The organism is Desulfovibrio sp. (assembly GCF_019422935.1).
GTDB lineage: Bacteria > Desulfobacterota > Desulfovibrionia > Desulfovibrionales > Desulfovibrionaceae > Desulfovibrio.
Genome location: NZ_JAHZCJ010000001.1, coordinates 51,086 through 69,978 on the forward strand (window position 1 = coordinate 51,086; position 18,893 = coordinate 69,978).

The window sequence follows — 18,893 nt, forward strand, 5'->3', positions numbered from 1 at the left end:
GAAGAAATTTTAGTCACGATGCAACATTGATTTTCATTGTGCTTTGTGCTGGTTGCTGATTTTCTGTGAAAGATATTCACATTCAGAGGTTATCTTTGCATCGTACACAAGCTTTTCAATCACTTCTGAGTTGAGGGTTGCTGGAGAGAACTTTTCCCCATACTGCTTTGCGGCAAGCATGGGCAATTCATGCCCGAAGACCTGCCGAAAATAGTCGTTTTGCAAACCACGTTGCTTGAAAAAATCAGCAAAGGTGTGGCGAAGCGAATGGAAGGTTTTGCCAGAAGCCTCGCCCAACGTTGCTGTCACAACAGCCTTGAACTGCTTGCCAGGCTGTTTGCCAAACTTGACCGCGCCTTCCGATTTCTTCAGCTCAGGGAATAGCCTGATATGTTTATTCTTGGCAATTTCAGTATGATAGTCTAACAGGCCCATCTGTATAAGGTCTGAATGGATGGGGACAATTCTGCGTGCATTTTTGTTCTTCAGCAGTTTTGGCCTGCCAAGTTCATCAAGGCCGTTGCTGTTGATATCAATGACCCAGATTCCCTTTGTCTGGCTTTCATAGATGTCGGCACAGTGAAGCTGAGCGATTTCTTCGAGGCGCATGCCAGTGAAAAGGGCAATCAGAGGGATCCAGTAATAAGAGGGGGATTTGAATTCCTTTCTCGCGAATTTGGGATGCGCAAAGATTTTTGTGAGCTCGTCGGCGGAGAACGCCTGACGCAGTTCAATAGCTTGGCGGCTGTCCTTGATCTGAAGATGGGTTGCCGGGTTGGCGTCCAATAGCCCCTCGCGCACATACCACGCAAGCATGCTTCCAACGGCTTCTACAAGAATGTTGACTGTTGTGACACTCAACGTGTCTTGAACTTTCAGGTCGAGCAGCTCCTGGATGCTTTTATCTCTGAATGCTTTAATTCGTGAGCGGTTAGGTGGGAGCTTTCTCAATGTTTCGCGAAAATGCCGCATGTCCAAACGGGTGATGTCCTTGATAGGCTTGTCGCCAATAATGGTCAGAAATTCTTCCAGGCGTCCCCGGTGGTCCCTCACGCTGTGCTCACGCCATTCACCGTCCTGAAGTTTCTGGCCGATGTACCGTTCCATGGCTTCAGAATAAAGGATTCCTCCCGTCTGCTGCTGGTGAACGTGCGTAGGCACCTCCAGCAAAGCAGGTGGCTCCTGTGCTGTGCATGAGGTGTCGCAAGGTAACTTGCCAAAATCGCGCCCCATGACTTCTTCTTCCATCAAAAAATCGCCTTTGGTGCGGGCAATGTCGATGCGATGCCTGGTGATCTGCATCTCTTTGTATGCTTTCACTATTTGCAGATAGTTTTCCCCTGCAAGCTCATTTCGTGTGAAAGCACCGGAACGAAGCAAGTCAACAATGCATTCTGGCGCAATCTGCTCAAGCAATTGTGGTGAATTACAGTGCAAGAGTAGTTCGATTTGAGACGTCCTGAGCTGGTCGTACGTGATGTTGAGCTTTCCCACAGAGATGTTTTTACGCTCTGAAAGATCTGCGTGGTCCTGCTCCAGCAAGCGCTGGAGCAGGATATTCATGCGGCGGCGTATTTCCTTATAGTCCAGCATAAACCCCTCAAGAATCATATTGCCAATTTCTGCGGACAGCATGCGGGCGCGAAATCGCGCAATCCTCAGGTAGGACGTTTGCAGGCTCACGCGCAGCTCGGCCCGCCCAAGTGATTTTCGCAGGTTGGCGGGGAAGGCATATCGAAAATAGTAGATTTTTCTTTTGCAATAAAGATACGCAGGGGCTGACTTTTTGTCATCATCCTGGTTGCTGGCGACGGCAGGCACAAGGTTGGAAAGGGCAGGAAGAAGGTGAGGCATGGGGTTTTCTCCTGGCAACGTCAAAACGGGCTTGCGCCCAATTTTGTCGTGCCTTTGACCCCGCGCTTTGACCCCATAAGCTCCCAAGGGCGGGTTTTGGTCTGGTGCCTATGCTGGGCACAAGCCAAAAAAAAGAGTCGTTACAGGCTGTTGCTTGTAACGACTCTTAAAAGATGGTGCCGAAGGGGAGACTCGAACTCCCACTCCCTTGCGAGAACTAGACCCTGAACCTAGCGTGTCTACCAATTCCACCACTTCGGCGCGAAGATGTGTTTACGCCAACAGGGGGTGGCTGGCAAGCATTTTTTTTGATTCCGGCAAAAAAAAGTTTATTGCGGCAAGTACGATAGGCTCAAGTTTCTTCCAAAGTTGGCTCCTGGGGCCGAATTTTTGGCTTGTCAGGGATGGCGCGAACAAATGCCATTTTTATCCCCGTCAGGGGCTGCCTGTGGTCGCGGCAACTCAGCCGCCGTGGCGGGGGCGTTTCGGGTGGACTCTTTTATCAATAATATGTGAGGCGACCTCAGAATCGTCTGGTTAGCGCTTGGGCACCATGCTTGCATCCATGGGATGATGGTTCAGTTTGCCGCAGTCTGTATATCCTGCGCCTTTTCGGGGCTGCGCGAGCACGCAGGGAATATTTCCCAATGCACGGATATTGGCCCGCATATTGCAAAAGCTCTGGCAAGGGCCATCAGGCCCGAGGTAGACGGCGGCGCTTCATCTTTAGCGCTGCTGCCAACACAAGGAGCTGCTTATGCAAGCAGGCATGTTTAGCGGACTTTTTGCCGCATTGACCACGGAACACCGCATGAATTTCATCGCCAATAATTTGGCGAACGTGAACACGCGTGGCTATAAACGTGAGACAGTGGCGTTCAAAGATACCATGCCGACCTTTGCTTTTGACGAGATTCGGGAGCCGATTTTGAACCTCAAGTCTACGCCCCTGTTTCCCGAACCGATGAATGCCGCAAGGGTTCGCTTGGCCGTTTCGCACACAGATTTTTCGCAAGGATCCATGCAATATACCGGCAACGATCTTGATGTTGCCATTAACGGCGACAACGCCTTTTTCCGGGTCACTACGCCTACGGGGCAGTATCTCACGCGCAACGGGGCTTTTGTGCTCAACGGCGATGGCGTCCTTATGACGCCGCAGGGCTACACCGTGCAAGGCGCTGGCGGCGTTATCAACGTCCCGGCTGGTACGCGTCATTTGCAGATCAGCGGCGATGGTCAGATACTTGCCGATGGCAATGTTATTGACCAGTTGGCCCTGGTCAGCGTGAACAATCCGCAGAATCTTGAAAAAATGGGCGGCAACCTCTTTCGCCCGCGCGATGGTGTTCAGATTGCTGAAGGCAATGCCTACGACAATGGCGCGCGCGTCGAACAGGGCTTTACCGAAGCCGCCAATGTGGAAGTCGTGTCCGAAATGGTCAACATGATCGAAGTGCAGCGCCAGTTTGAAGCCTACCAAAAGGTCATGCAGACCTCAGACACGCTGGATCGCGCTGCCAACGAAAAAGTGGGCCGCCGCCAGGGTTAACCGGTGATGGTTTAGCAGCAACCGGCAGCCGCGCTGGTTATGTATAAGGAGAAATTCCCATGATGCGATCGCTTTGGACAGGCGCCACTGGCATGGTGGCCCAACAGCTCAATATCGACGTGATTTCAAACAACCTGGCCAACGTCAACACCACGGGCTTTAAAAAGAGCAGGGCCGAGTTTGAAGACCTCATGTACCAGACCATGCGTATGGCTGGCGCCATCACCGAGGGTGACAACCGCCTGCCTGTAGGTATTCAGGTCGGTATGGGCGCTCGCCCCACGGCTGTGCACAAGTTTTTTACGCAGGGCGATTTTCAGAATACCGGCAACACTCTGGACGTAGCCATTGAAGGCGACGGCTTTTTCCAGGTGGATGTGAACGGCGAGCTCATGTACACGCGCGCCGGTTCCTTCAAGCTCAATCAGGACGGCACCGTGGTCACCGCCAACGGCTATATTCTGCAACCGCAGTTTGCCGTGCCCGCGCAAACCAAGACCATCTCCATTTCATCCTCCGGCCACATGGCGGCTCTGGATGCGCAGGGGCAGGAACTGGCCGGGGCCGAATTGCCGCTCTACACCTTTATCAATCCGGCGGGTCTTGATGCCCGCGGGCGCAACCTCTACACGCCCACCCAGGCTTCGGGTGATGCCACAGAAGGCGTGCCCGGCACAGACAATGTGGGTACCTTGGCGCAGGGTTTTCTGGAAATGTCCAACGTGGAAGTTGTGGACGAAATGGTGAACATGATTGTGGGCCAGCGCGCCTATGAAGTGAACTCAAAGTCCATCCAGACATCAGACTCCATGCTTGGTATCGCTGTGCAGCTCAAGCGCAGCTAGGGCTGATTATTGTTGAAAATGTTTGTGTTGCGCTGATTTTGAAAAAATCCGCGCCACGAAAGGCTTGCCGGCAATGGCAGCAATGCTGCTCCGCTGTCAGGCAGGTGTTTGAGCGTGAAAATACTCCAGGGGTATGCGTCATGCGGTTTTTGCAGGTCATATGGGCAATGCGGGATGGTCAGGTGCTGCCTTTGCGCGCGCTTCTGGCTGCGGCTCTGGTGTGCTGCCTGTGGGCTACGGCCACTGTGGCGGCCCCGCAGGGCGGCGTTTCCGGCGCCACCTGGCAGGACAATGACCGCAACCATCGCCGTTCGCCCAATCAGATAGTCACACAGTTGCGTACTCCCCAGGCGCAGGCAGGGCAAATGCCCCTTGCGGATGATGCGCAGGATCAGCGGGCCGCCAAGGCGCGCAACCAGCTTGCCGCAGGCGAAGCCCCAGTGGTGCAGGATGGACAACTGAACATGCTTGGCCCTGACGACTGGCGGATCAAAATCCTTTCAGCAGCGGTCACCAATTCAGATATGGTTTTGTTGGGGGATATTGCTGTTCCGCTGGGGCAGATGGGGCAGGATACCTGGGCGCAACTGCGCGCGCAGCAGCTTTGGCCTGCGCCTCCGGAAGAAGGCAAACCCCTGCAGATCAGTCATTCCCGCCTTTCACAGGCTTTGCGGCAGGCCTTGGGCAAGGATGTTGCCGGGCGGTGTATTTTGCCATCTTCGCTGGTGATTCAGCGCGGGGGGCTGGTGTTTCATGAGGAAGACCTGCGCTCCTACGTGGTCAAAAGTCTGACACCGCAATTGTCCGCCATGCCGGGGCAGGTGGAACTGAGCGATTTTCGGCTGCCGGATTACATTTTTTTGGCCCATGCGCAGCAGCGGGTGCAGCTTGAACCGGGCAAACTGTCGCCCGGCCGCGTGCCCTTGCGCTTTGCTGTGCAGGAAGTGGACGGCAATGTGCTCCGGCGCATTTCCGGCACGGTCAACCTCACGCTCTGGATAACGGCTCCTGCGGCATCGCGCCCCATGAACAAAGGGGAAGCCCTGGCGGCAGAGTCCGTCACCTTTATGAAGGTCAACGCCAGCCAGTTGCGTGATCTGCCGTGGGATGGGCGCGGCGGCCCCTGGCAGGTGAACCGCGCGCTGAATACCGGCGAGCCAATTTTGCAAAGCGACCTTGTGAGCCAGTTGATGGTAAGGCGCGGTGATGTGGTCAACCTCATCTATATAAAGGGCAACCTGCGCATTGCCACGCAGGCCCAGGCTCTGGCCGACGGCGAGCCGGGGGCCACCATTGCGGTACGGAATCTGCAAACCAAAAAACAGGTATACGCCATTGTCAAAGATGGCAGCACCGTGGAAATCCACTAGCGTTTAAAGGTGGAAGGAGAGGAGCATATGCAGGCACGATACATAATACCCGTTCTGGCGCTGAGCTACCTGTTTTGCGTCGCCTGCGGCGGCAGCCCAACCCGGCGACCTGCACTGCATCCGCCGGTAACGCCGCCACAGGAATATCGGCAGGAGGCCAATTCGGCCAACAATCCGGGGTCGATTTTTGCCGCCAGCGAAACAGATACCCTTTTTGAAGACAGCCGCGCCCGACGCGTCGGTGATATTGTTGTGGTCAAACTGGTGGAAAATACCAAGGCCCAGAACAAGGCGGAAACTACAGCCAACAAGAAAGGCTCCAACGATTACGAGGTTTCCGCAATGTTCAATAGGGATCACGCAGGCTTCATTCCCTTTGTTCCCGTGGGGCCGCAGCCTGCGGTGGGCTTGCCTGTCCTGAATACAGGGTCTACCAGCGGTCTGACGGCCACGGGCAAGACCAAGCGTGAGAACTACGTGACCACCTCGCTGGCCACGCGTGTGCTCCGCGTGTTGCCGGGCGGCCTGATGGAAATTGAGGGCGCTCGCGAAATCCGCGTTAACGAAGAAACAGAGTATATGGTTGTGCGCGGCATGATCCGCTCCAAGGACGTCAGCGCCGACAACAGCGTTCTTTCCACCCAGATTGCGGACGCAAGCATTGAATACTACGGCAAGGGCGTGCTGGCCGACAAGCAGAAGCCCGGCTGGTTCTCACGGCTTATGGATAACGTCTGGCCCTTCTAGGCGCTTCATCCATCGTTCGGGATGATACCTGCACACCCCGTCAGCGCGGCATGCGTTGGCGGGGTGTTTGCGTGAAGTCACCAGAAAAACGGCAAATCAGCCAGATGTCTTCTGTGGGCTAATGCTCTTGGTTCCTGATTACAAAGGGCTAAAAAATTGTAGAAAAATAGTCGTTATTTTTTACTATTATATTTAGCTAGTTACCTGGGCGGATAAAAAGAAATGCGTAAAAAATATGTGAAAAATTGCGCAGCTCCTTGACCTAAGGATTCTTCCATTCTATGTTGATCGCAGTTCATTGAGCCCGTAGGCTGAAGAGTAAGGGGCCTGCGCCGAAGCCCTTTGCTTGTTTTGTCTGTGCCCCGCAGGGGTTTTGTGGGCAAAAACAAAAAAGCTCCTGAATCTTGCGATCCAGGAGCCCCGGCGGAGAGTGGATTCAAACACCCGTCTGGCGTGCCAGTTTCGGAGTGTCCATATACAAGTGTCAGCGTCATAAGGCGTTGACGTTCTTGTTGGTTTTTCCAGCCTCCTCCTGCGAACCAGACTGTTCTGCCGCAGTCTGGTTCCTATCCAAGCCCCTCCGTTACCCACGGGGGGCTTTTTTATTAGCATGCTCATGTTAAAACGCCAAGCCCTGTCTTTTCTCTATTTCTTCTTTGATAAAAAAGTAACAATTCCATTCTTATAACGGCTTGGTTGTCAAAATCGCCGTGTTGCTGTCGCGTTCCTGGCGTAAACTGGCTTTGGCCGGGCAGCAGGCGGCAGATACTGTTGCACTGAATTAAACGGGCGCTGAGTTTTGCGCATGTAGGGTTTGCATTTCCACTGGCGGCAAGCTCTCTGGCCGTATTGCGCACGGTGGACGCAGGGCGTATAGTAGAGAACGTTTGTCGTAACCTTCAACCCTGCGGCGGCATGCCGCTTGATATGACTGTACATGAAATTCGCGCTCGGCTGGCGGCAGACAAGGCCACAGTTGGCACATGGCTGCAATTGCCCTCGCCTGACGTGGCCGAGCTTATGGCCCGCGCCGGTTATGACTGGGTTGCTGTTGATATGGAACACGGCTCTTTTGGCCGCACCGGGCTGCCGGATGTTTTTCGCGCCATCGAATGCGGCGGCGCGGCTCCTTTCGCGCGTCTTGGTGAAGCCAGTAAAACCCAGATCAAGGCCGCGCTGGAAGCCGGGGCTCAGGGGCTGATCTTCCCCATGATTGAAAGCCGCGCGCAGCTTGACCGGGCCATTGATCTTTCAGTGTACCCGGGGCAGGACACCTGGCGGGCTGCGGGTGAAACCGCGCCCGAATACCGCGGCGTGGGATACTGCCGGGCCAACGTGTTTGGCAAAAATTTTGACGAGTACCGCGCCAGCCGCGCGCCCGAGATATTTTTGGTGGCCCAGATCGAGCACATCCGCGCTGTGGAAAATCTGGAGGCCATTCTGGCGCATCCCCGTCTGGACGCCATCATGGTCGGCCCTTACGACCTCTCCGGCTCCATGGGGCTTACGGGCCAGTTTGACCACCCGGACTTCAAAGCTGCGATGGCGCGGATTGCCCAAGGTTGCGCCAAGGCAGGCGCCCGCATGGGCCTGCACATTGTGCAGCCTGACCCTGCGGAGCTTGCGCGGCAGATTGCCGCAGGCAGCCGCTTTATCGCTTATGGTATTGATTCGGTCTTTTTGTGGCGGGCGGCTGAACGCCCCAATTCGGGAGAATAACTGTGAATATTACCGTCTTTGGCGGGTCCGGCTTTCTGGGCTCGCATATCTGCGACAAGCTTTCTGAAGCCGGGCATGCGGTCACCATTGTTGACCTGCATCCCTCGCCCTTTTTGCGGCCCGACCAGACCATGCTTGCAGGCAATATTCTGGATGAAGAAACCGTCAACCGCGCCGTAGCCGGTGCGGATATGGTCTTCAACTACGCTGGCATTGCCGACATCGGCGAGGCCAATAACCGCCCGGTGGATACTGCGCGCATCAACGTGCTGGGCAACGTCATGGTGCTTGAGGCCTGCCGCAAGGCTGGCGTAAAGCGCTATGTTTTTGCCAGTTCCCTGTACGTGTACGGCAAGTCCGGCGGTTTTTACCGTTGCAGCAAACAGGCCTGCGAACTGTATATCGAAAACTATCAGGCCATGCACAACCTGCCGTACACCATCCTGCGTTACGGCTCGCTGTACGGCCCGCGTTCCGATCGCCGCAACGCCATCAACAGGTTTGTTTACGAGGCGCTTGCCAACGGCACCATCACCTACTACGGAGCGCCCACGGCCCTGCGCGAATACGTGCACGTGGACGATGCCTCGGCAGCCACCCTGGCCGTGCTTGATCCCGAGTTTGAAAACCAGAACATCATCATTTCGGGCAACCAGCCCATGCGCGTGGGCGATCTGTTCAAGATGATCGGTGAAATGCTCGGCAAGGAACTGACCATCAATTATCAAAATGATCCCAACAGCGGGCATTATCAGGTCACACCGTATGCATTTATGCCCAAGGTGGGCCGCAAGCTGGTGCCGCCGCTGACCGTTGATTTGGGGCAGGGCATCCTGCGCGTGATGGAAGAGGAACACAAGGAGCTGCACCCCGAGCTGGCGTCTGAGGGCGGGTACCTCGTATCCACTGACGACTAGACCTGGGAACGGCTGTTGCCGCAAGGGCCTGCGCCCGTTTGCGGCATGATTGGATGCAGTTTTTTACGCACACAAATTATCGAGGCCATAAGGAGCCGTCAGATGAACATCATTGCCATCATTCCCGCGCGTATGGGTTCCAGCCGTTACCCCGGCAAACCGCTCGCCCTTATCCACAACGTTCCCATGGTGGGGCATGTGGCCTTTCGCACGGCCATGAGCAAGTGCCTTTCCGCCACCTATGTGGCCACCTGCGACGAGATCATTGAAAATTACTGCAAGGACGCCGGGCTCAAGAGCGTCATGACGGGCGACCATCACGTGCGCTGCTCCACGCGCACCGCAGAAGCCCTGCTGAAGATCGAAGCCGCCACCGGTCAGAAGGCCGACATCGTGGTCATGGTGCAGGGCGATGAACCCATGGTGCGCCCCGAAATGATCGATGCCGCCGTGGCCCCCATGCTGGCTGACCCTTCCATCAACGTGGTCAACCTCATGGCCGATATGGATACCCTTGAGGAATTTGAAGATCCCAACGAAGTCAAGGTCGTTGTGGACCACTGCAACAATGCGCTCTATTTCTCGCGTGAGCCCATTCCTTCGCGCAAAAAGGGTTCGGACAAGGTGCCCATGCGCAAGCAGGTCTGCATCATTCCCTTCCGCCGCGACTATCTGCTGCACTTCAACGAAATGCCCGAAAGCCCCCTGGAAATTTATGAATCCGTGGACATGATGCGCATTCTCGAGCACGGCGAAAAGGTGCACATGGTGCCCACCGACTGCCGCTCGTGGAGCGTGGACACCCCTGAAGATCTGGCCCGCGTGGCCCGCCTTATGGAAGGCGACGATCTTATGAAGGAATACCGCAAGTAAATGGCGGGCGAGCTTAATTCCGCCCCCGCACAAGGGGACAAGGCCGCTGACGGTTCAACAAGCGCAAGCGCCGTGGGGGCACAAGCCCACGGCGCTGCCGCCGAAACTTTGGTATCGGCAGAACAGTCTGACCATGCCGAAGCTCAGCCCGAAGCGCAGTCAGGAGCCAAGGCCGAACATAAGGCAGCACAGCTAAAGCCGCATGCAGGGCCCGGGCTGTTCAGCCGCGTGTCTGCGGCGCTTGAAGAACTGTGGCTGGCCGCCTTTGCCTGGATCCCCACGCCGTTGGGTATTGCCTTGCGCCTGTTTGCCTGGCGGTGGCTTTTTAAAAGCTGTGGCTCGGCGCGTTTTGGCACGGGCCTGAGCCTGGCGGGCTGCCGCAATATGCAGATTGGCAACGGCGTGCGCATGGGGCGCGGCTGTTTTGTTACCGCCTCTGACGGCGAACTGGTGCTGCACGACTGCGTGGCTCTCTCGCCCAATGTGCATGTGGGGGCAGATGCGGGCCGCATAGAAATCGGCGCGCAAACCGCCGTGGGGCCGGGCACGGTTATCCGCGCGGCCAACCACTGCATTGCGCGTCAGGATGTGCCGATCATGCACCAGGGGCATGTCCCCGGTCAGATTATTATTGAAGAAGACGTGTGGATCGGCGCCAACTGCGTCATTACGCCAGATGTGCGCATTGGCCGCGGAGCTGTGGTGGGCGCTGGCGCGGTGGTCACGCGCAATGTGGCCCCCTTCAGCATCGTGGGCGGTGTTCCGGCCAAGCTTATCGGCATGCGCGGGCAGGGCGGTCAGAAGCACTGGGATTAATGGGAGCCTTTCATGCTGAAGCGCTCTGGCAAGATGGGGCCATGCCGCCCCGGAATCGAACAGCTTTTCAAGGAATATTATGTCACTGCAATGCCTTGTTTTTGACTGCGATGGCGTCATTCTTGACAGCGTGCCCGTGAAAACACGGGCCTTTGGCCGTCTGATGGAACCGTTTGGCCCCGAGGCGCGCGACCGCTTTTTGATGTACCACAAGGTGCACGGCGGCGTGAGCCGTTACAAGAAGTTTGAGTGGTTTTATGAAGATGTGCTGGGCAAGACCATAACCCCTGAGGAATCAGAGGCGCTTGGCAACCGCTTTGCCGAATATGTGCTGGACGAACTGCGCCGTTGCGAGCTGATACCCGGCATTCAGGAAACGCTTGATTCCTGGCGCGGCAAGCTGCCCATGTTTGTCTGCTCCGGCGCGCCGCACGAAGAAGTGCTGGCCGTGCTGCGCGAGCGCAAGCTGGATGGCTACTTTGACGCCATCCACGGCTCCCCGCCAGCCAAGGCAGTGCTGCTGGCGCAGATTGTGAACAGGCAGAAGCTTGACCCCGCCGATGTGCTCATGGTGGGCGACGCCCCCACAGACAGGGACGCAGCCGAAACCGTGGGTACGCTGTTTTACGGCGTGGGGCCAGAACTCAAGGGCGGCTCGTTCCCCTGGGGCGACGACCTCACGGGCCTGAACACCTGGATAGCTGCCCGCGCCTAGGTATCCTGCCTACTGGCAGATTTACAACTCCTTGTAACCACTACTGAACGTCCTGCCTTACAATGCGGGACGTTCGCTCATATACGCCGATGAAAAAATTCGTTCTTGCTCTGCTGCTGGCCCTGAGTGTGGCCCTGCTTGTGACCGCCTGCGATTCCGGCAAAAAGGAAGAAGGCGCAAACGGCAAACCTGTTGCCGAATCCTCCTCCAGCGCGCCAAAGGCGGAAACTGCGGTTCAGGCACAAGCTGTGGAAGAAGCAACCCCGCCTCCCAGCCCGGAAGAACTGGACAGGGCAGACCGGCTGGTGGCTTTTTCCAACGCTGCCTCAATGGCGCTGGCAACTGGGCGCTTTGCCCAGGCCGATGTGCTGGCGGCCTACACCAAGTATTATCTGGCTGAGTGGCAACTGGCCAAACGCCCGGAGCTGAATGCGGATCAGGATGCCGCCCTTGCCCGCCGCCTGACGCCCCCGGTCAGCCTTTTTACCCCTGAGCAGGCCAAAAAAATGACCGCCTGCGTGCAGGACATGAATAAGGCCATCGTAGACATGCGGGCAGATTATCGCCTGCTCGAAAAATACGTGGCCGACGAGAGCATTCAGGATAACGGCGTCAAGGGGAAGGCACTCGCTGCGGAAATACTCAAGGAGCATGCGGCCTTTATTGTTGCCCGCGATGCCTATATGGCGATTGTGGAGGGCGAGGCGGCCCCGGCAGAAGATATCTTGCTGCGCAACCATCCGCTCAAACGGCAAATTCAGGCTGCGGAACGCATTTTCGCCGTGTTTGGCAAAACCGCAACCCTGCTTACTCCCAGCAAGCCCGACAGAGATGCGCTGAAGGCCCAGCGTGACGAGCTTGCCGCAGCCATTGCAGACGGCGGGCGGCCTCCCTTTATGGCCGCACCGGAACTGGAGCGCCAGTACCGTGCTTTTCTCAAACAGGCAGGCAACTACGCACAGCTTTTTGACCAGGGGCTTGAAGAAGAATTTTACGTTCCAGTGCGGTTTGAAATGAACAAGGCCGCTCTGGCAAGCCGGGCCGCCTACAATGATTTTGTCAAGGTTGCCAACCAGATGCGCTGACGAGTCAATGTTCTGACTGTCTACGTTGATTGTTTTGTAACATGCTGTAGTTTAATGATAAAGGTTGTTTGGCAAGGCCTTTGCAGATTGAATGCAAACGGGTGTCAATTACCCGAACATCCATCTGATCTGGAGGTTCAGCATGTTTTTTTTGCTGGGAGGCCACGATAAAAAAAGCCGCAAGGCCGAAAGAACTGTGGGCATTTCTGACGCAAGCGCCAGGGTGCGTGAGGTTTTTCTGGCCGGGCGCTTTCCCGTGGTGACAACACATCAGGTGGAGGGGCGACGCATTGCCAAGGTGCTTGGCCTTGTCTGTTGCCGGGGTTTTGACTCGGAAGAAGCCTTTTTTGGCATGGCGGCAAGGGCCATGAACAAGGGCGCACAGGCTATTGTGGGTTATAATGAAAACGTGGCCTTTCATCCCGATGGAAGCAAGTATTTTTCCTGCTTCGGAACTGCCGTAATGTTTGAGTATGACCCTGCCGACCCGGAATCATTGCCGCTCATGCTGCAACAAAAATTCAAGGCGCAGGAACAATCCGGCCTCAGCGAAATCATCTAATCAGGCTGATAATTATATATGCCAAGGCCCCCGTTCATATTGAACGGGGGCCTTGGCATTTGTAACAGATGAAATATTGACTGTTACTCAAATTCACTAATTAATATGTGTGTTTCTATTTGTGGTAAAATGCAATGCATTTTGTAGTATATTTCGTGTATATTGTCGTTATATACTTATTCTATCATACTGTAAAATAAAGATAAAAAATATAGTTTAAAAATATATAAAGTATTGGTATAGGTAGACGATATGTAACTGATGTATTTAAAACACATATAAAAATATTCTCTTATCATTTAAGAGGATAAATAACGTAAATTTGCAGCTACCTATAGGAGTATATTATGAGGATTTCGATAAAACTCGTATTCTTTGCAGTGTTATTGACGGCATTTTCAATAATTATTGGATTTGTTTCTGTTGTTGGGATGTCTTCTATAAATAAAGACGTCAAGGATATTTCTGAAAACTGGCTTCCAACAATCAAGGTTGCTGGTGAAATTAACAGTATGGTGAATGAATACAGGCGCAATGAGCTGGTTCACATTCTTGCAACAGATGAATCATTGATGCGGCAGTATGAAAACAAGATACAGAATTTGGCCGGCAGTATTAATGAAAAAGTTAAAGAATATGAAAAACTAATCTCTGAGCCTGAGGAAAAAGTTGCATTCCCCAAGTTTCTTGCGGCATGGAAGGCCTATACGGAAAATCACGCGAAGGTTGAGGCCCTATCCAAAAGCAACAATACCGAAGAAGCTGTCAAGTTGGTGCTTGGCCCGGCCAGAGCGCAGTATGGTGAGGCCCTTGATCAGCTAAAAGTTATCATTGATATTAATAACAAGGGAAGCAAGGCTTCAGCTGCTGACGCGGAAACTTCATACGAACAAGGGAAGCTGCTTACGATCTCGTTGATAATTGCGGTAATGCTCGCTGCCACAGCTATTTCCATTTTGATTATCAGGGGTGTGACGAAGCAGCTTGGCGAGGATCCCGGTTATTTGCATCACGTGGCATCGGAAATAGCCGCTGGGCAGCTTGATCTGGCATTCAAACCGTATGCCGGCGATGGCGGCGTTTACGGTGTGCTCATAAAGATGGTGGGCAATCTTAAAGCCAAGATCGCGGAGGCTGACAGCAAGTCGCAGCAGGCCGAGCAGCAGGCTAAAGCCGCGCAGGAAGCAACCGCTCTCGCCGAAGAGGCAACCCGCCGGGCAGAACGGGCCAAGGCGGAAGGCATGCTCCAGGCGGCGCAGCAGCTTGAAGGGATTGTGCAGATCGTGTCGTCCGCGTCAGAAGCGCTTTCTGAACAGATTGCGCAGTCCAGCCGTGGGGCTGACGAGCAGTCGGGCCGGGTGCGTGAAACCGCGACGGCCATGGAAGAAATGAACGCCACCGTGCTGGAAGTTGCCAAAAACGCCCAGCAGGCTGCGGATGTTTCACATCAGACCAGGGAACAGGCCGTGGAAGGCTCGCAGATACTCGACGATGCCGTTAAGGGCATTGAATCCGTCCACACGCAGTCTATTGCCATCAAGGAAGATATGGATGCTCTGGGCAAACAGGCGGAGAGCATCGGCCAGATTATGGGGGTTATTGCCGACATTGCCGACCAGACCAACCTGCTGGCGCTGAACGCCGCCATTGAGGCCGCTCGCGCGGGCGATGCTGGCAGAGGTTTTGCCGTCGTTGCGGATGAAGTGCGCAAACTGGCGGAAAAAACCATGTCCGCCACGCAAGAAGTGGGGCAGGCCATTACGGGCATCCAGGCTGGCACCCGCAAGAATATCCAGAATGTCGAGCAGGTTGCTGTTACTATTGAAAATGCAACCAACATGTCGGTACGTTCCGGTGAGTCGCTCAAAAAAATTCTTGAGTTCGTCCATCTGGTCAATGATCAGGTTCAGTCCATTGCCACCGCCAGCGAGCAGCAGTCCGCTGCCAGTGAGGAGATCAATCAGTCTGTTGAGCAGGTGGCGACAATTTCTGCCCAAACCGCTCAAGCTATGGAGCAGGCTTCCGGTGCGGTTGCAGACCTGACGCAACAGGCTCAGTCGCTCCAGCGGGTTATAGAAAAAATGAAAAATCAGTCTTAGCCAACGCTGTTTGGTAAAAAGAAAAGGCCGTTCAGAGATGGACGGCCTTTCGTATTTGTGGGTTTTTTGTTTGCGGCAGCGGGGGCACAACAATGTGTGCGGCTATCAGGTCTCGGGGTACACCACGTTCACCAGCGCCAGCCCTTGCGGCGGCGCGGTAACGGAGGGCACATCCTTGCGGTCGCGTGTGGCAAGCAGGGCGGGGATATCCTTTGGCTGCACCTTGCCCTGGCCGCAGGCAGCCAGCAGACCAGCCATATTGCGCACCATCTGCTTGAGAAAGCCATCGGCAGTCACAATAAAGCGCAACATGGGAGCATGCGACGGATAAAATTCGCAGGGGGGCATTGCGTGCAACTCGGCTTCCAGCACCGTGCGTTCTGTGCTTTCCACATCCGTGCCCACATTGCGCAGCGAGGCAAAGTCGTGCAGGCCCATCAGGTGGGGCAGGGCGGCACGCATGAACTCCACGTTCAGGGGGCCACATTTCCACACAAAGGGCGTCAGCTGCGGCGGCATAAAGGTCTGTTCCAGCCAGAACTGATAGGCGTAGGTTTTGCGCAGGGCATCCTTGCGGGCGTGAAAGTCCGGGGCTGCCTGCCTGGCCTCCAGTACACGAATATCGCGGGGCAGCACGGCATTGAGGCTACGCCGCCAATCCATGCTGGCGCGCGCATCGGGCACATCGCAGTGCACAACCTGCCCGTGGGCATGCACGCCGGAATCAGTGCGGCCCGAGCCGTGGGCGCGTATGTTCTGCCCTGTGATGGTGCGCAGGGCTTTTTCCATCTCGCCCTGGATTGTGGGCGGCGGGTTCGGCTTTTCCTGTATCTGCCAGCCGCTGTATCCGGTGCCCACATAGGCGATCAAAAGTTTGAGGCGCATTAATCAGGAATCCTCATGCGGGTGATAAGCTCCGTAAGCTTGGCTGTCTTGGCTGGGGAAACGTAGGTGAGGATTTCTCCTGACTGCTTGGGCGACATGCCGGAAAGAATGCGGATGGCCACGCGCTCGTCCATGCTTTCCAGAGCCTTGGCCGCAGCCTTGGGCTTCATCATGGAATAGGTGAGCACCAGCCGGTGAACTTTTTCGTTTTCAATGCCCCTGGCCTCGCGGATCATGTCCTGCATCTTCTTTTCAGTTTCCTGAATGTCTTTGAGGCGCTGATCCATCTGCTGCCGCAGCACAAGAATATCCTGCTGCTGGCGCGCCAGTTCCTGGGCCTTGGTATTGGGGTCGTTGGAATACGCGCCCTGCGGCTGCTGCACCGTGGGGACGGGCAATGTGCCTGAGCCTTGCCCCTGCGGCAGGGCTGGCAAAAAGCCATCGGTGCTGCCTGCCGCGCCGCGTGGCGGCAACGGTGCGCCGTCCGTGCCCTGACCGCGCGGAATGTTTGCCGGGATGGGCGGTGCGCCGGGTATGGTCAGCGGGGCGGTTTGCTCGGCGGGAGCAAAGGGCGATTGCCCGCCCGTGGGCGTCTGGGGAACAGGCATGTCCAGCGCTGCCGCGTGCGCTGCCTGCACGCTGCCAAGGCCGGGGATGGGCAGATTGCTCAGGCCCAGAGCGTCCAGCCATTCAGATTCGCTTGCGCGGTTGGGCCTGGCAGAAACAATCAGGCTGCCGGAAGGGGCGGATGTGCCCGGTTCCGCCTGTGGGGCGGGCAGGGCCTGCGGTTCGGGAAAATTGGGGGAAAATGTCTGGCCGGGGGCCTTGGAAGCCGCTGCTGTTTCAGGTGCGCCGCCTGAGGCCGTTGCACGGATAAGCGGTGCGGGCAGGGCGACATCGGTCACGCCGGTGGTTTGATCTGCGTGGGGTTTGACCGCTGCGGCCATGCGGGCTGCGGCAGAACCTTGCGGGGCGCTCTGGCTTTTTTCAGTTTTGTCCTTGATGTTGTCCACTACAGAATCAAGGGCTGAACCCATGGACGAAAGTGTAGAACTGACGCTTTGCGCCAGGCCAGAGGGGGCCGCATCAGCAACGGGGGGTATGGTTTCAGTCCGCTCCTGCCCATTGCGCGGCTCGTTCACGGCTATCGTGGCATCCTTGGGCGATCCGCCAAGCCAGGAGGGCACGGGCACATCCAGCAGCAAAAGGCCGAGGATGGTAAGCTTCATAAAGCAGAGCACCGCCAGCCAGCGGAAAAGCTTAGAGAGCCGGAGCTTTGTAGCGGAGTGTGGCTGTTTCGTCATTGACGCGTTGCTCCTTCAGTTGTTCCTCACGAAGATACTGCTGGTTTTGGCGCTCCTTGAGCTTTTCCAGCAGTTTTCTTTCAATGGCGCGCGCGGCCAGCAGTTTGCGGGCTTCGTCAACAAGCTGCTCGTGCATGCGGGCCTGTAAGGCCGCATTGGCAACATCGCCGCGCAATCCTTTTACATATTGTTCCAGCAGCCAGCGTTCCGCCTGCGGCACAAGGGCTGATTCAAACAAGCGGTCTTCGGTTTGGCGCAGCTCAGCCTTCAGGCGTTCAAAAAGTGCGCGCGCTTCTTCCAGAATCCTTTGCTTGTTGGCCAGATCAACCTTGGCTTCTTCTTCAAGCTGTTCCCGGTAGTCGAGTATTTTCTGCAATTTGAAACGAAAAGGCACGCCGCACCGCCTTGATTTTGACGCCCTGAATGTCCACAGGGGGAAACTGCAAACAGCGGGCCAATCCGCCTGCCATGCGGCGGCGGAAAAAGGCCGTGCTGCTGACAGGCGGGCAAATGCCTATTTGATGTTTAAATCTGCGGCGTGATTTACAGGGCCGCAGCCCTTGCCGGGGGCGTAGCTTTTGCGCAGGGCAAGATTCAGAAATTCCTGCGCCCGGGTTACAGCAACCTGGAGGGGCAAACCGCGCCCAAGCCCTGTGGCGATGGCGGCAGAAAGAGTGCAGCCCGTGCCGTGGTTGTTTTCCGTCTCCACCTTGGCCTGGGGCATGTGCTTGGGCTGTTCGCCGGGCACGCACAGGCAGTCTGTAACAACGATGGAGCTCTCCATGTGCCCGCCCTTGATGAGCACTGCGCGCGCACCCATGGCAAGCAGCTTCTGGCCTGCGGTCTCCGCGTCTTCAAGGCTGTTGATGCTCATGCCAGTGAGCATTTCCGCCTCGGGGCGGTTGGGGGTCAGCAGGTCGCAGCCGGGGAGCATTTCTTCCACCAGAGCTGTTACGGCGTCCTCCTGCAACAGGCGGCTGCCGCTCTGGCTCACAGAGACAGGGTCAACCACAAGGGGAAAGTCTCGGTTGCGCAATTCGTCCGCAACGGCGCGGATGATGGGGGCAGAAAAAAGCATGCCCGTTTTGGCAGCCTTGACGGAAAAGCCCTCAAGCACCGTGCGCAGCTGCAAGCGCACAAAATCGGCATCTGGCGCATGAATGCCCGTAACGCCCAATCCGTTCTGCGCGGTCAGGGCGGTGATAACGCTCATGCCGTAACCGCCGAGCGCCATGATTGTTTTCAGGTCGGCCTGAATGCCCGCGCCGCCGCCGGAATCGGAACCGGCAATGGTGAGGATGTTGGCAGGGGTATGCATAAAAAGCCTCTCATAAAATACTGCGTACGAATTTGGCTACTATACCCCGCCGTCCGCCGGGGTGCAATGCGGGCAAGGCTTGCCCCGTATCCAGAAACTCTCTGGAAAATGTCTTCACAGCGCAGGGAAGCAATGCTAGCATTTACGCGCAATAAACAGGAATAATGGCTTGCTGTGCCGTTTTTTGCGCGGTCAGTGCAGTGCGCCTTGCGCCACAGCCCCACGCCTGCCG

Annotated in this window: 17 protein-coding genes, 1 tRNA gene and 1 pseudogene; 13 read left to right on the forward strand and 6 right to left on the reverse strand. The window is 56.1% G+C overall.

The window, feature by feature from the left end:
- Positions 1 to 33 precede the first annotated feature (33 nt).
- Together QZ383_RS00185 and QZ383_RS00190 are read right to left on the reverse strand one after the other, a co-directional pair.
- Positions 34 to 1,854: a DUF6538 domain-containing protein gene (locus QZ383_RS00185; RefSeq protein WP_291442053.1), complete on the reverse strand. Its 1,821-nt coding sequence runs from the start codon at positions 1,852 to 1,854 to the stop codon at positions 34 to 36.
- Positions 1,855 to 2,028: 174 nt separating this feature from the next.
- Positions 2,029 to 2,115, reverse strand: a tRNA-Leu gene (locus QZ383_RS00190).
- A gap of 496 nt (positions 2,116 to 2,611) precedes the next feature.
- Between QZ383_RS00190 and flgF the strand changes: the two genes are divergently transcribed.
- The 13 genes and pseudogenes from flgF to QZ383_RS00255 all read left to right on the forward strand — a co-directional run bounded on the left by flgF (position 2,612) and on the right by QZ383_RS00255 (position 15,154).
- Positions 2,612 to 3,406, forward strand: a complete 795-nt coding sequence (gene flgF / locus QZ383_RS00195; RefSeq protein WP_291442055.1) for a flagellar basal-body rod protein FlgF — start codon at positions 2,612 to 2,614, stop codon at positions 3,404 to 3,406.
- A gap of 59 nt (positions 3,407 to 3,465) precedes the next feature.
- On the forward strand, positions 3,466 to 4,251 hold the full coding sequence (flgG, locus tag QZ383_RS00200) for a flagellar basal-body rod protein FlgG (RefSeq protein ID WP_192111283.1): 786 nt from the start codon (positions 3,466 to 3,468) through the stop codon (positions 4,249 to 4,251).
- A gap of 140 nt (positions 4,252 to 4,391) precedes the next feature.
- Positions 4,392 to 5,621, forward strand: a complete 1,230-nt coding sequence (flgA, locus tag QZ383_RS00205) for a flagellar basal body P-ring formation chaperone FlgA (RefSeq protein ID WP_291442057.1) — start codon at positions 4,392 to 4,394, stop codon at positions 5,619 to 5,621.
- 27 nt (positions 5,622 to 5,648) lie between these two features.
- Complete coding sequence (locus tag QZ383_RS00210; protein ID WP_291442058.1) at positions 5,649 to 6,368, forward strand: flagellar basal body L-ring protein FlgH; 720 nt, start codon at positions 5,649 to 5,651, stop codon at positions 6,366 to 6,368.
- Positions 6,369 to 7,295: 927 nt separating this feature from the next.
- Positions 7,296 to 8,087 (forward strand): aldolase/citrate lyase family protein, encoded by a 792-nt coding sequence (locus tag QZ383_RS00215; RefSeq protein ID WP_192111286.1) that lies wholly within the window; start codon positions 7,296 to 7,298, stop codon positions 8,085 to 8,087.
- Positions 8,088 to 8,089: 2 nt separating this feature from the next.
- Complete coding sequence (locus tag QZ383_RS00220) at positions 8,090 to 9,004, forward strand: NAD(P)-dependent oxidoreductase (protein ID WP_291442061.1); 915 nt, start codon at positions 8,090 to 8,092, stop codon at positions 9,002 to 9,004.
- 102 nt (positions 9,005 to 9,106) lie between these two features.
- Entirely contained in the window at positions 9,107 to 9,877 is a 771-nt protein-coding gene (locus QZ383_RS00225; protein WP_215647079.1) for a 3-deoxy-manno-octulosonate cytidylyltransferase, read from the forward strand.
- The gene (locus tag QZ383_RS00230) at positions 9,878 to 10,693 is read left to right on the forward strand and encodes an acyltransferase (RefSeq protein WP_291442064.1); all 816 of its coding nucleotides are present in this window, start codon (positions 9,878 to 9,880) and stop codon (positions 10,691 to 10,693) included.
- Between the two features lie 79 nt (positions 10,694 to 10,772).
- The gene (locus tag QZ383_RS00235; RefSeq protein WP_291442065.1) at positions 10,773 to 11,408 is read left to right on the forward strand and encodes an HAD family hydrolase; all 636 of its coding nucleotides are present in this window, start codon (positions 10,773 to 10,775) and stop codon (positions 11,406 to 11,408) included.
- 89 nt (positions 11,409 to 11,497) lie between these two features.
- Positions 11,498 to 12,493: a hypothetical protein gene (locus QZ383_RS00240; RefSeq protein ID WP_291442067.1), complete on the forward strand. Its 996-nt coding sequence runs from the start codon at positions 11,498 to 11,500 to the stop codon at positions 12,491 to 12,493.
- A 142-nt stretch (positions 12,494 to 12,635) separates the two neighbouring features.
- Positions 12,636 to 13,055 (forward strand): hypothetical protein, encoded by a 420-nt coding sequence (locus QZ383_RS00245; RefSeq protein ID WP_192111290.1) that lies wholly within the window; start codon positions 12,636 to 12,638, stop codon positions 13,053 to 13,055.
- Positions 13,056 to 13,402: 347 nt separating this feature from the next.
- Positions 13,403 to 13,930 (forward strand): annotated as a pseudogene (locus QZ383_RS00250) (MCP four helix bundle domain-containing protein); the annotation flags it as partial.
- Positions 13,931 to 14,026: 96 nt separating this feature from the next.
- Positions 14,027 to 15,154 carry a methyl-accepting chemotaxis protein gene (locus tag QZ383_RS00255; protein WP_291442913.1) on the forward strand — a complete coding sequence of 376 codons (1,128 nt, stop codon included), beginning with the start codon at positions 14,027 to 14,029 and terminating at the stop codon, positions 15,152 to 15,154.
- 105 nt (positions 15,155 to 15,259) lie between these two features.
- On the opposite strand, the gene truA is transcribed toward QZ383_RS00255, so the two are convergent.
- The 4 genes from truA to thiD all read right to left on the reverse strand — a co-directional run bounded on the left by truA (position 15,260) and on the right by thiD (position 18,661).
- Positions 15,260 to 16,039 carry a tRNA pseudouridine(38-40) synthase TruA gene (gene truA / locus QZ383_RS00260; RefSeq protein ID WP_291442070.1) on the reverse strand — a complete coding sequence of 260 codons (780 nt, stop codon included), beginning with the start codon at positions 16,037 to 16,039 and terminating at the stop codon, positions 15,260 to 15,262.
- Complete coding sequence (locus tag QZ383_RS00265; RefSeq protein WP_291442072.1) at positions 16,039 to 17,343, reverse strand: hypothetical protein; 1,305 nt, start codon at positions 17,341 to 17,343, stop codon at positions 16,039 to 16,041. Before QZ383_RS00265 ends, truA begins: the two co-directional genes overlap by 1 nt.
- On the reverse strand, positions 17,300 to 17,737 hold the full coding sequence (gene fliJ / locus QZ383_RS00270) for a flagellar export protein FliJ (RefSeq protein ID WP_291442073.1): 438 nt from the start codon (positions 17,735 to 17,737) through the stop codon (positions 17,300 to 17,302). Before fliJ ends, QZ383_RS00265 begins: the two co-directional genes overlap by 44 nt.
- Before the next feature lie 120 nt (positions 17,738 to 17,857).
- Positions 17,858 to 18,661, reverse strand: a complete 804-nt coding sequence (gene thiD, locus QZ383_RS00275) for a bifunctional hydroxymethylpyrimidine kinase/phosphomethylpyrimidine kinase (protein WP_291442074.1) — start codon at positions 18,659 to 18,661, stop codon at positions 17,858 to 17,860.
- Positions 18,662 to 18,893 lie beyond the last annotated feature (232 nt).